Annotated in this window: 14 protein-coding genes; 2 read left to right on the forward strand and 12 right to left on the reverse strand. The window is 44.7% G+C overall.

Annotation, left to right across the window (positions count from 1 at the left end; translation table 11 throughout):
- Positions 1-241 precede the first annotated feature (241 nt).
- Positions 242-886, reverse strand: a complete 645-nt coding sequence (locus tag MKY82_RS17215) for a LysE family translocator (RefSeq protein ID WP_113059787.1) — start codon at positions 884-886, stop codon at positions 242-244.
- A 56-nt stretch (positions 887-942) separates the two neighbouring features.
- Positions 943-1,275 (reverse strand): antibiotic biosynthesis monooxygenase, encoded by a 333-nt coding sequence (locus tag MKY82_RS17220; protein ID WP_113059786.1) that lies wholly within the window; start codon positions 1,273-1,275, stop codon positions 943-945.
- A gap of 114 nt (positions 1,276-1,389) precedes the next feature.
- Between MKY82_RS17220 and MKY82_RS17225 the strand changes: the two genes are divergently transcribed.
- Entirely contained in the window at positions 1,390-2,274 is an 885-nt protein-coding gene (locus tag MKY82_RS17225) for a LysR substrate-binding domain-containing protein (RefSeq protein WP_339293924.1), read from the forward strand.
- A gap of 2 nt (positions 2,275-2,276) precedes the next feature.
- Here the strand turns inward: MKY82_RS17225 and MKY82_RS17230 are convergent, their stop codons facing one another.
- From MKY82_RS17230 to MKY82_RS17255, 6 genes are all read right to left on the reverse strand, one after another.
- Positions 2,277-2,552 (reverse strand): hypothetical protein, encoded by a 276-nt coding sequence (locus MKY82_RS17230; protein ID WP_339293925.1) that lies wholly within the window; start codon positions 2,550-2,552, stop codon positions 2,277-2,279.
- Between the two features lie 116 nt (positions 2,553-2,668).
- On the reverse strand, positions 2,669-3,082 hold the full coding sequence (locus MKY82_RS17235; protein ID WP_339293926.1) for a hypothetical protein: 414 nt from the start codon (positions 3,080-3,082) through the stop codon (positions 2,669-2,671).
- A 288-nt stretch (positions 3,083-3,370) separates the two neighbouring features.
- On the reverse strand, positions 3,371-3,739 hold the full coding sequence (locus MKY82_RS17240) for a DoxX family protein (RefSeq protein WP_339293927.1): 369 nt from the start codon (positions 3,737-3,739) through the stop codon (positions 3,371-3,373).
- 296 nt (positions 3,740-4,035) lie between these two features.
- Positions 4,036-4,902 (reverse strand): AraC family transcriptional regulator, encoded by an 867-nt coding sequence (locus tag MKY82_RS17245; protein WP_199341199.1) that lies wholly within the window; start codon positions 4,900-4,902, stop codon positions 4,036-4,038.
- A gap of 425 nt (positions 4,903-5,327) precedes the next feature.
- A complete protein-coding gene (locus tag MKY82_RS17250; protein ID WP_194542877.1) occupies positions 5,328-5,561 on the reverse strand; it encodes an XRE family transcriptional regulator in 234 nt (77 codons plus the stop codon).
- A gap of 104 nt (positions 5,562-5,665) precedes the next feature.
- Entirely contained in the window at positions 5,666-6,154 is a 489-nt protein-coding gene (locus tag MKY82_RS17255; protein ID WP_339293928.1) for a DUF6022 family protein, read from the reverse strand.
- Positions 6,155-6,308: 154 nt separating this feature from the next.
- On the opposite strand from MKY82_RS17255, the gene MKY82_RS17260 reads away from it, so the two are divergent.
- On the forward strand, positions 6,309-7,007 hold the full coding sequence (locus MKY82_RS17260) for a MerR family transcriptional regulator (RefSeq protein ID WP_339293929.1): 699 nt from the start codon (positions 6,309-6,311) through the stop codon (positions 7,005-7,007).
- A 109-nt stretch (positions 7,008-7,116) separates the two neighbouring features.
- On the opposite strand, the gene MKY82_RS17265 is transcribed toward MKY82_RS17260, so the two are convergent.
- The 4 genes from MKY82_RS17265 to MKY82_RS17280 form a co-directional block, all read right to left on the reverse strand.
- On the reverse strand, positions 7,117-7,347 hold the full coding sequence (locus MKY82_RS17265) for a hypothetical protein (protein WP_339293930.1): 231 nt from the start codon (positions 7,345-7,347) through the stop codon (positions 7,117-7,119).
- Between the two features lie 161 nt (positions 7,348-7,508).
- Positions 7,509-8,783 (reverse strand): Gfo/Idh/MocA family oxidoreductase, encoded by a 1,275-nt coding sequence (locus MKY82_RS17270; protein ID WP_339293931.1) that lies wholly within the window; start codon positions 8,781-8,783, stop codon positions 7,509-7,511.
- A gap of 95 nt (positions 8,784-8,878) precedes the next feature.
- A complete protein-coding gene (locus tag MKY82_RS17275; protein ID WP_339293932.1) occupies positions 8,879-10,561 on the reverse strand; it encodes a response regulator in 1,683 nt (560 codons plus the stop codon).
- A gap of 12 nt (positions 10,562-10,573) precedes the next feature.
- Positions 10,574-12,304 carry a histidine kinase gene (locus tag MKY82_RS17280; RefSeq protein WP_339293933.1) on the reverse strand — a complete coding sequence of 577 codons (1,731 nt, stop codon included), beginning with the start codon at positions 12,302-12,304 and terminating at the stop codon, positions 10,574-10,576.
- Positions 12,305-12,322 lie beyond the last annotated feature (18 nt).

Genomic DNA, 12,322 nt, shown 5'->3' on the forward strand with positions numbered 1-12,322 from the left:
ACTCATGTCAAACCGCTCATTCTTCCTCAACTCCCTGTTCCGTTATGCACATATAACGATGCAGGGCTCTGATTTGTAACATCGAGATCGAATCACTTATGAGCAATCTCGACGTTTATGACTGCAAATTCTTGTCTCCATTTCGGGGCTAAAATAAGCGACAGACGTGGATTCAGCTAGACTAACAGTCATCGAATAATCTGTAATTGAGCGAGATTTTGCTATTTTTTTCTGCCACCTTCTACTTATTCATTTTACCTTCTAGTGCTAGCCATGTACCTAATCCAAGCAGTGTAACTCCACTTATTGTTTGCTGCCACCAAAGAGCAACTTTGTTTCTGGATAAAAAATTACCGAACAAACTTGCAATGAGTGCTACTGAAATATCAACCGTTAGTCCAATAATGCCTAATATTATGCCTAAAATGATAAATTGACTATTTATATTAGAAGTATCCGGATTTATAAATTGTGGAATGAATGTTAAGAAGAATAAAGCCACTTTAGGATTAAAAATATCCGTTAACGCTCCTTCCCAAAATGCTTTATATATACTAACTCTTATATTATTTGATGTAACATGAATTCCCTCTCTATTTCTCAGCGTTTGAATGCCCAAATAGAGTAAATAAATTGCACCCATGTACTTAATTATTAAGAAGGCCCAAACTGATGTCATTAATATCGCTGAGAGGCCAAGAACCGCTAAAAGGATATGTACTAACGTTCCCATTTGAATACCAATTGCTGTTGCAATCCCATGCCTGCGCCCCTGTGAAATACTCCGGCTGATAACAAATGCCATATCCGGACCCGGGGTGATACAAACTATAAATGCCGCTAATATAAATGCAGGCAAAAGAGAATAGTCTAGAAAATCAAACAAATTCGCACATCCTTTAAAAAGTTAATTAAATACTTGCCAATGTAATTATACGAGAGTCAAATATTCATATAGTCGTCTCTTTCGACCTTACTCACCCGCAAGCCGAACCTTGCATACCACTCGCTCTTTCCTTTGTCTTGAGCCACCCTGTGCAGGGAGTTCTCCTTCCATGCCTTGATCGCCTCGAGCGATTCCCAATAAGAGACAGTAATCCCAACTCCATCCGTACCCCGAACGCTTTCGACTCCAAGAAAACCCGGCTGCTTCGAAGCCAGATCGACCATTTTATCTCCCATCTTCCCGTACCCTCTGTTCTCGCCTTCGGACATTTCTGAAGTGAAAATGACCGCATAATACGGCGGTGCCGGTGTCTTTGCAATAGCTCCCATCCTTGTTCCCCCTTATCATGAATTCAATTTGAATTATATCGAGCCTCTTACAATAAATAAAATGAATGTTTAAAATGGTTATAATGATTATTTCTCATGACAGGAGTGCTCAACATGACCTTGGCGAAATACGAAATCCTCGGGAAAGTGGTCGAGACCGGGAATCTGACCAGAGCGGCGGAGCAGCTGAACTTAACCCAGTCGGCGGTGAGCCGTGCCATCATTAGTCTGGAGCAGGAATTGGGTATCAAAATCCTCGCTCGGGGCCGGTCAGGCGTCCGGCTGTCCCATGATGGAGAACGGCTGTGGGGATATATGAAGGAAATGCTTCATTTACAGAAAAAAATGCTGCAGGAAGCGGATCAGATCAAGGGGCTGATGAGTGGTACGGTTACGATCGGCACGTTTACGAGCATATTTCATTGGCTGCCGGATATTCTTAACCGTTTTCAGCAGAAGTACCCATTAATAGAAATCAGGCTGCTTGACGGGCATTATCATGATATCGAGCGCTGGATCGCCGATGGGACTGCAGATTTTGGATTCGTGAATATGCCTTGTTCACATGGCCTGGAAACCACAATGCTCATAAGGGATCAGCTGATGTGCATCTTACCGGCTGGTCATGAATACAGCATGAAATCAGCGATATCGCTGCAGGATATTGCGGATGAACCGTTTATTATGCCCGCTAAAGGATGCGATACAGTTGTGAGAGCATGGTTTGACGGACAACGCGCGGTTCCCCGCGTACGGTTCGCGATTGAGGACGATCACGCCATTATGGCGATCGTGCGAAGCGGACTCGGCGTCAGCATCCTGCCGGAGACGATCCTTGCCTCGGCTCCTTCAGGTCTGGTCGCCCGTCCGCTATCCCCGGAAGCTTCGAGGTCGATTGCTTTAGCCGCAGTTTCCTTTAAGAAATGTTCCCCCGCGGCAGCGAAGGCGATATCTTGTATTGTGGAGATGATGGGGACGCATTCCGCGTCTTACTTGTAAAGTCAAAAAGTCCGTTCGCTGTGATCCCAGGTTAGGGATGTCATGGCCTTAAAATATTCGTTGTTCTCCAGCGCTTCCTTAATGTGGGGGTTTGCTCTTCGATCAGGTTGTACTGCGTGATGATCACCCCCTGTTGTCCGAACCTCAGCAAGTCCGGCTGCGAGAAACGGTCTACCCATGGAATAAGCCTTGTACAAGTCCGGATCGTCGCTCGGCGTAAGTGAGATTTGTCGATTTTTGGCCGAGCCGGTGGCCTGTTGTAGGTATTTTTGAACCATGCGCTCTTTACCTCGTTCAAGGCTAACGCCAGCAGAATCAGGATCGGAAAACCGACGATCAATTGATAGAACGAAATAATACAAAAAAGCCGCTAAAATAGCGACTTTCAATGGAACTATGAAGCTGATTCTCTCCTCGAAGCCTTCTGCCATATAATACCAAAATGATGCCTTTCGTTAGATCGACCGGGTAGCTTTTTACCATTTTCTTTTCGTCCTATTTCCAAATAGGGCCGCTTCAGCAAATAGGTACCGTCTCTTTTGATAAAAGGAATGGTTGCAATTCCTACTACAACGATATAAATAAATGCCGCCGTAAAACAAGCTGAGGTAATTTCAGAGTATTTGAACAATCTCGGAGTATCCGTAAAGTAGCATATGATCTTCAAGATAAATATGTTCGGGGCTGTGGAGACCATGAAGACAAAACCTGAGTGAGTACGTCTCCCCTCATTTTCAAGTTTTTGGGCACGAAATATCAACGACCACACTTCTGTATGAATATTAACGGCTTCTATGTTCTTTTTCAAATTCATAATTATCCTTAGTTTCTTTCAACATTATCCATCCTACTAATCTTTTTTCGCTATACTGCCCTAATCTCTTGTCGTTTCACTAAAGCAAAAAGCGATTAGAAATAATACCTCATCGCTTTATTAGTATAATCTCGTGTAAACAAAACCCACCAACTATGGTGGGTTTAATGCTTGGTTCATTGCAATATCAGCCTCATAGATGCCAGCGAATGCGCTCTCCCGCCACTACCGTCTTCACTACCACAAAACTCTTTTTCAGACTTACAATATGGGATGATGATTTTATACAAAGGAAAGCAAAAGATTCTCTGCATTCAGCATGGTTAATATGATGATGAACACAAGAAACACAACGGGTGTCACCGTTTTGCCGAACTGATCTTTAACCCTTATATGCGCAAGGACCGCTACCAGCATCGTAATTCCAAGCCAAATCCCGGCCCATGCGACCGCCCCCTGAACCCAGTAGCCGATGATAAGCACGATGGCACCTACTAACTGGACTAATCCGGCGACGATACGAAACCACTGAGGCAGCCTAAGCGTGTTGAAAATATCGATCCAATATTTTGCGCCTATGACTTTTGCAAAGCCTGAAAAGAGGTAGTACAGGATCAATAAACTTTGAAGTACAATCGAAAATATGGTCATGAGGTACCCTCCCTTTATTTTACCGGTCTATCAACAGCTTTTTGAGCTGTCCGACCATGTTCACCAACCATAAACCACTCCTTTAACTCCCGAAAAAAGGGATCAAAAATGTTCTCATACGATCAACTCCTGAATTGTTTTGTGTGATACAATTTGGCCACCTGTTGAAAGTATAGTGGAATTGCGGATTGCGGGATTGTAAGATTCGAACATCTTTTTGTACATAATTGCCATCCTGTAACTCGTAGAAAAAGAAAAAAACCACAACGAATTGTGGTTAATGATCCTTAAACTATTCAAGTTGACATGTATTCTCTTGGAGAAAACCCTGTAATTCGCTTAAAATGACGATTCAGATGGCTTTGGTCGGTAAATCCGAGCATCACTGCAACCTCTCCTACTGTAAATTCACGGCTCTTGATTAACGTCTTAGCTTTATCAATCCTTAAGTGTAAGAAGTATTGATAAGGACTTAGTCCCGTCGTTTGTTTAAACATTCGAATCAAATGTGTCTGACTTAAATTGACCAGTTTAGCCAATTCTTCAAGCGAAATATCCCGATCAAAATGGACATTCATATACTCAATGGCTCTTGCCAGCTGTTGTTCCGATAATTTTCTCGAAACATAAAGCTGCTTATGAGGGGAAGTTTTATTCATCTCCAACAGGTGAAGGGCCATCAGATTGGATAATGATTCGACGTATAACTTCCCTCTTGCTCCGTTGTTAGTGATTTCATCTTCTAACCATTGACTTAATTGAAATAGTTTCGAATCATATAAAGATATTTTGTTTGTTAATTCATCTTGACCTACAAATTCCAAGTCAGCTTGAGTTGCCACTTGATGAACCAATGAAGGAGACAGCATAATACAACTAAAAGAAGCCTCCACTTTCTCCAACCTAAAGTATTCTAAATTGCCTGGTATGAATAAAGCGGTCTCACCCACTCTCGCCACTCTCTCGTTGTCACGCCCTTCGAAACGAGACACCGCCTTAATTGGTTCTGGGGTTGAATTTACGGTAATCAAATAATAAGGCATGGATTCAACGTAGCTTTCCTGAGGGGCAACTTTATTCCATTTAACGTATTGAATGTGTTTCCATTCCAGATGATGGCTATTTAATACCGGCATGCCATCTATCATATAACTTACCGTCATGTCGATTCCCCTTCTCAATGGCTCAGCCAATCCAGGATTTACTACAATTATAACCCATTGCTGAAAAGTTGAGTACTCGATTTCCTATCATGACTTTGGGACTAACATTGGAGTTGTTCAATGGATATTCGCAGCTTTATGCCGGCGTTGGGAAGATTTGTGCCGCTCCTGGTTTTAGATCGGCAGCCACTTCGTAAGTTGCAGATGATATCCCTTAGTTTGGTCCCCTGATAGGGTTACTCGATAGCTGCACCGGTTCCCCGGTATTCTACAGGTTCTAGGCGCATTCCACGTTTCGTTTTAGCTGCCCACAGCCAAAAAAAGCCGCGAATAGCGACTTTTAATGGGACCTTGCTTATGTCCATCGGCATCATTTTATTGGCATTTTCACCTCACAGCCTCAATGCCACCTACCATTTATTCCGTTATTCTCTTTTTGCTTCATGTTCGTTCGGAATTAATTCATACAAGGCACCTACTTCACAACCGATGGAATCAGCGATCGATATGGCAATTTTGAGTGGCATCACTCTTTTGTTTTCGATAAAGTCGTAAACTCGTTCCGGTTTAATAAGCAAGTCTTTGGCAAGCCATTCCGCTGACTTTCCGGATTCCATCAATCGTTCATTCAGCAAGCAACGTCCAAATTCAAATTTCAAGAAGCGATGTCCTCCCGCGTAAGATTATGCACTATTTAACCTTAAGCCTTGTCCATTGGCGGTATGAATATACTTTATAAAGGGAACCAAACGATGAAGGTAAATTATTCTTTGATTCGTCGAATCCCTCGCGCAATTTGTTCCCTCTCATGCTCGCTCAGCGAATATAATACAGGTGCCCTAGGAATGTCGAATTTCAGATGAGAATGAGGGATTTCCGTCAATAGAGTTCCGATGGGTTGCTGACCATTCGTACTACGGATAACGTTCCAGAAAATTCTGGACCTATCTTCCTCGGTTCCCCATTTTTCAAGCGAATTGCGAAATAACAAACATTTCCCGATGACGAAATCATGCTCCTTGAGGGGCTCCGTTGCTTCGAACTCGGCGTCTTTAAGGCTATCAAATAGTGCGGGCATCAACTGGTCCAAATAAAGCCCATAGGCAGCATCCTCGATTTCACGAAAAGCGATCGTTAACTCATCAAACATCGAATCGTATAATGTTTTCCACACCGATTCGATATACTGATTACCTGCCACGCCAATCTCCTCAATGGTCATGTCGTACCGAAATACTGGTTTTAACGTCATATAAACTCCTCCTTGAACTGGATTATCTCCATCATACAACATGAAAGCCAATTGGAAGGTTTGGGAGATGAAGATGAAGGTAATCAAGAAAGTACCTAGAATAACATTACAATGGATTTAATGTTTGCGCATTTTTTTATGAAGGTGAGATAACATGGACTTTCGACCAAAAAAACTGGCAGAAAAGTACGGGGTAAGCAGCAGCACCCTGCGGAACTACGAAGCGAAGGGATTGATACCTCCTGCTGAACGATCTTCAAATGGATATCGTATGTATACAGAACATCATGAAGCTTATCTGGCATGTATTCAAGCCATGTCTGCTGCATTCGGTATGGAAGTAACGAGCGAGGTAATGCATTGTCTTGGACGAAACGAGTTAGATGACGCATTGTGGATCGTCAGGGATCGAGAGGTCATGCTGCATCGGGAAAAAGCAAGTTTGGATCAACTGGTACGGGAGTTGAAATCGTATTCTGAAGGTAGCCGAGCTCACGATTTTAACCAATATTTCAGCATCCACGAGGTCTCCAGACGGACGGGGGTTCCTAAATCGGCTATCCGCTACTGGGAGCAAAGCGGCCTATTCACGGCTAAGCGAGACCCTGATAACGAATACCGTCTTTATAATGAAGCGCATCTCTTTAAAATTAGGATGATTCAGGTCCTGCAGAGCTCTGTTTATTCCGAGGAAACCGTGTACTTAAAACAATCCATTGCGGGCTTAGAACTAGAGAACATCGAGCATGCGATGAAGCTTACTGAACGTATTCAGGCTTACCTGCACAAAACGATCAAACTTCAGATGCGAGCGCTCTATTTTCTATATCGCTTGATTAAAGACTACTGTTAGTGATGAGATGATTACAAAATAACATCGACACCGATTTAAAAGCAAAAGCCATAGGTCTCAGCGTGCAAATAACGCTAAGCCCATGGCTTTTATTGGAAATTACAAGTTATCATGCATCCCGTTTGTTATCGAATTGCCGCTTGCCCGAGAAATCTTTTATAACGCCATCGTTCAACAAAATATCAAGTTTCGCGTTAAATCCTCTCAGACACTTGTCGAATTGTGTCGCATCTGTTCCTTCGTAGCGTTTCATCAGCTCTAGATAATTGTTCAAAGAACGTGGCGCTTCGGCATTCGTAAATTGATTTTGTTCTACAAATCGGTTTACTAATGTTTTCATGCTGTCTGTGCTCGCGAAATGTTTTTGAAGATCAGTCCGACGGTAAACCATTTGCCGGCAGATCATCATCTGCAGCGGCAATGGCGCCGTCCACCGTCGCAGGTTCATTCGACCCATACGGCCAGTTTGCGGTTTAATTCAAATTCTGCAGATTTCTACAGTTAAACGCCCGCTTCTTCCTTCTGATACATGTCTGTCAGCTTTATGCTTCTACCTTGCTGCAAACGGGATCGTTCGGAAGCAAAGGCAATCAAATGGCTTTGCAAGGAAGCTGTAGCCGATGTAAGCCCTTGAGACGGGTTGCGGTCGAACTTATGTACATTTTTGAGGAAAGAGCTCACCATGCGCTCATCGCCTCCGCCGTGGCCGTCTCCCTGCACGCTGCATTTAATTTCAATCTCTTCGCCCGTCGCATAGCGGTACAGCATAAATGAGCCTTTATCCATGTCGCCAATGATCTCTCCCTGCGTGCCCATAATCTGCACACGGCGAGTTGCGCTCTGGGTCAATCCCGACATAATAAAGTTAGCGTTGGCGCCGCTGGCAAATTCCATATTGACGACCTGATGGTCGACAACATTGTTATCGCAGCGATAGACGCAGCGGCCGAACGGTCCTTCCTTAAGCGCCCGGATAATGCCTTCCTGTGATAAATCGTGCGTCATATAGCGCGCCCAATGGTCGGCAGGCTGCTCCAAATACATCTTAATCGCTGAAAAGGCACATTCCCTCTCGGCTTCGCAACCATCGATGCAGCGGTCCGTTGCACCCTCCGGCGCGTTCTCGGCTTTAAAATGCAGCAATGAGCCAAAGGAGCTAACCGCTGTGCACGGTTCATCCATCAGCCAGGAGATGAGGTCCAGGTCATGGCAGGATTTGGCCAAAATCATCGGGCTGGTTTCCTCGGAATTGCGCCAATTGCCGCGTACGTAGCTATGAACCATATGGTGATAGCCAACGTTCTCGGTCAGCTGAATGGTGCCGATGGCACCCAGCTCCCCATCCTCGATGCATCTCTTGATGCCCGACCAGAACGGGGAATAGCGAAGCACATGCGTGACTACCAGCAAACGCTTATGCTTAAGAGAAGCTTGCTCCAATTCTATGCATTCCCGCACATTCGGCGACATCGGTTTCTCCAGCATGACATGGTAGCCAAGCTCCAGCGCTTTCATTGCCGGTATATAATGCATCCGATCAAGCGTGCAGATGATCATCACGTCGGCTATTTTCCCCTGCTCGAATGCTTGTTCCCAAGAATGATAAACCTGCTCTTCCGCGATTTGATGAATCTCTGCAAAACGTTGTCTGCGTTCATCATCCGGCTCGGCTACTGCCACAAACTTCAGCTCATTCGGAAATTTTCCAGCATACGGTCCATAGATGTATCTTCCTCTACTGCCTGCGCCTAATAGTACAGCCGTTAATGTTCTCAATGTTTTTCCCCCTTGCGTATACAATTGCAGCTAGTTTCATTGTAAGGGGTGACTCCGCGCATCAAAATAGATCATTGCTTACATTCCATATACATTTATTGACCTTGCTGCATTGTTTCGGTGCGGACCATCCGAAAATCCTGCGGCGTCATATCATTTTGCTTCTTGAAAAAGCGGATAAAGGCAAGCGCTGAATTGTAGCCGAGCTTGGCGGCGATTTCATTGACCTTCATGGATGTATTGAGCAGCATGTCTTTTGCAATGACATTACGGTAATCATTTACGTATTTAGAGAGTCCGATTCCGGTTATCTGCTTGTAAAGCCTTGATAAATAGGATGGATTCAAGCTGACATAATCCCCAAGAGCGGTTAGGGATATATCATCCTCAATATGCTCCTCTATATAGCGATGCACCTTACCCACGACCTCCGCCGGCAGCTCTGTTCCTCGAATCGCATTCCATTCAAAAAAGCAGTCCGCCATTTGCCAATAGTATGGAATGAGCTCCGTCCATGAAGCGGTCATCTCCTGGCGGAACAGTTTATCCAAATTAATCTGGGTATTCATATAATCACGCAAATCTTTATTTTTGTGCAAATGCGCCAGAAATACCGCAGATAGGAAATGGTACAACTCAACCTTGCGCTCATAAGGAGTATTCGCATCGTTCCAGATGTCTGTCAATTCAACAAACAGATGATTAAACTGCTCGCGGTGATTATTCTCAAGACAGCTCATCAGCAGCTGTACGCGAGCGTGAAAAAAGCTGTCATGATAGCTTTTCGCCTTCTCATTTTCTTCGGACTTCTGAATATCTTTATCTGTCATGATGACCTCATGGAACAAGCCATGGCCCTGCATAAGACCGTATTTCATCCCATGAAAACGATCCGACAGCCGATTCCATGGGACAGCCTCGCTGCCAATAAGAAAAGATACGGAGAGGCTCAGCAGCTTTCTGCTGGTCGCCTGGATCGTCTCCAAATTGCCGCTCACATAGCGGTATGCCCTGGTCCATTCCATCGTACCGGTATCCGTCGTTAACTCCGGGCTGGCTTTTGGCTGAAAGATCCATACCATTTTGTTCATCTCAAATACGACGGAGAAGCAGCGCACATGCGCAGATAAATACTCATCGCTGATATTTTGAAGAGCGTAAGCGAGCAAAGCCTTGTCCGGCGCCGTGAACATTTCCTTCCAGGCATCGATCCGGCCTATCAGTAAATAGACAGGCAGCGATGCGTCGAGCGGAATGTCCATTTCCGCAAAAGCGTCCCGAAGCTGCTGCCCCGTCATCGTCTTGCCTTGACATAAGCCCCAAATATATTCCTTCTGCAAGGAAGGCATCGCAATTCTCATTTTGGATTGGGCACGCAGGATCATTTGAGCCTGATCCTGTTCCTCTTCGATTTCCTCTATCGCCCGTTCAACGGTATGAATGATCTTCTCGTCGCTTTCCACTTTTAGCAAATAATCAAAAGCGCCAAACGTAAGGGCGTTCTTTGCATAGTGAAAATCATTGTACCCTGTCAATAAAATAACTTTGCACTTCGGCCACTGCGATTTGATTTCCTGCAGCAGCTCAATGCCCTCTATTCCGGACATCTTAATGTCCGAAATCACAATATCCATCCGGTGATGTGACAGCACCTCAAGCGCCTCTTCGCCGGAATAGGCCTTCATGACTTCAAGCTGCAAGCGCTCCGTCTTCTCGAACAACTCCAGAAGACCATCTACGATAATCGGCAGATCATCCACGATTAAAAGCCTGTACATGGCGATTCCTCCTTAGCTCAAACTCAATTTAATAATAGCTTGAAGCCCGCCAAGCTCAGAGCGGGATACGGTAATCCCATACGCTTCTCCATAACGAAGCTGAATTCTGCGATGAACATTCAGCAGGCCGGTTGTCTCCTCCATCTGGTTCGTTGAATAACGAAGCCTCTTTCCAAGCGCATCGATCTCCTCGTCCGTCATGAACTCGCCGTTATCTTCTACATAAATGTAAAAAGCATCGTTTCGCAGCTTGCTGTGCACCCATAGCTCGCCCGTGCCGCGCATATTGCCGAGGGCATGCTTATAAGCATTTTCAATGATAGGCTGCAAAATCAATCGGGGGACTTCAATCGGCTGGGCTTCGACTTCAAACAGCACTTGGATTCGTTCCCCGTAACAGATCGACTGCATCTCCACATACGTGCGGGAATGCTCAAGCTCCATATCCAGCAGAATGTCGTCATCATGATGGCGAGTAATGAACTGAAAATATTGCCCGATGTACAAACAGAACTGGTAGGCTTTTTCCTTCTGCGTATCGGATTTAATCAAGCGGCAAAGCACGAAAAAGCAATTATATAAAAAATGAGGATTAATTTGCGATTGCAATCGTTTCAGCTCCGAACGCTGATTGCGAATTTGCTGCTCATAATTTTCCTCAATCAATGTCTTCAAAGATTTCACGGTATCGTTAAAAGCCTGGTATAAATAGCCGAACTCATCCTGCCTGCGATCGATCAAAATCGGTTCCAGCTCGTTTTGCTGCATGCGGCGGAAGGAACGCACCAGATTTAACAACGGACGGTATATTAACCGGATTATAAAATAGGTAAAGAATAAAAAAATAAAAACAGCAAGCGCGCAAGCCCACCAAAACAAAGTTTTATATACCTGCAATGAACCGAGAATCATCTCTTCCGGTATACTCGTTACCGTGTATGAATTCCAGAGGCTGGAATACTTGAATACGGTTAGAAATCGCTTGTTTTTATAATGAATCGTATCATAGCCTTCATCTAATTTCGCTACCTGCTTCTCAAAAGCCAGCTGCTTCATCAGATCACGCAATTCAAGGTCTGAGCCGCTATGGATTTCCCAGCCGCGCTCCAGATTAAACAATACGGTCTGACCACCCCTGCTATTGCCGATTTGCGCTAATGTTTCTTTAATTTTGCCGGTTGAGAGCTCTACGCCTACCACATAGAGCGGGTTCTTTTTGCTTGCAGGGTACTGCATCGTAATAAACAGCCGGTCCTGCCAGTAAATAAAGGGCTCCGTATAAAGCTTCTTGTCCGGCTGCATCGCTTCATATTCTTCCGCATTCAGCTTGGTTTCAAAGCTGTTACTCAGCACCGTGCGCTCGATCAGCGGAATGTACGCCTTCGCCTCGCGAATGAAGGGACTGGAATTTTTCATTAAATCCAGACGGTGCTGAATATCCAATATTTTATACGACCGCTCATAGGAGTTCATCTGCTCGCCAGTCGCCGCCACTTCCATTAAATCCCTGTCCATGACATAGTTAGGCAAATATCGGCTGATCCGGTCTGCTTCCTGATCCAGGGAGTCTAAATAAAACCGCGTCGTATTCAGTATCGAATCGGATATTTCACTGCGGATATGATCGGCCCCTTGTTCATTCATCATCCAGGTAATCGCCATAAGCGGCAGTAAGGCTGCCAAAAAGGCAGCCATTATTTTTTTGAATATGGAGGAATCCTGTAATAAGAATATACTCTTCATCGTTTGTTCTCCTGTGCC

Origin of the sequence: Paenibacillus sp. FSL W7-1279, assembly GCF_037969845.1 — a bacterium.
Classification (GTDB): domain Bacteria; phylum Bacillota; class Bacilli; order Paenibacillales; family Paenibacillaceae; genus Paenibacillus_AQ.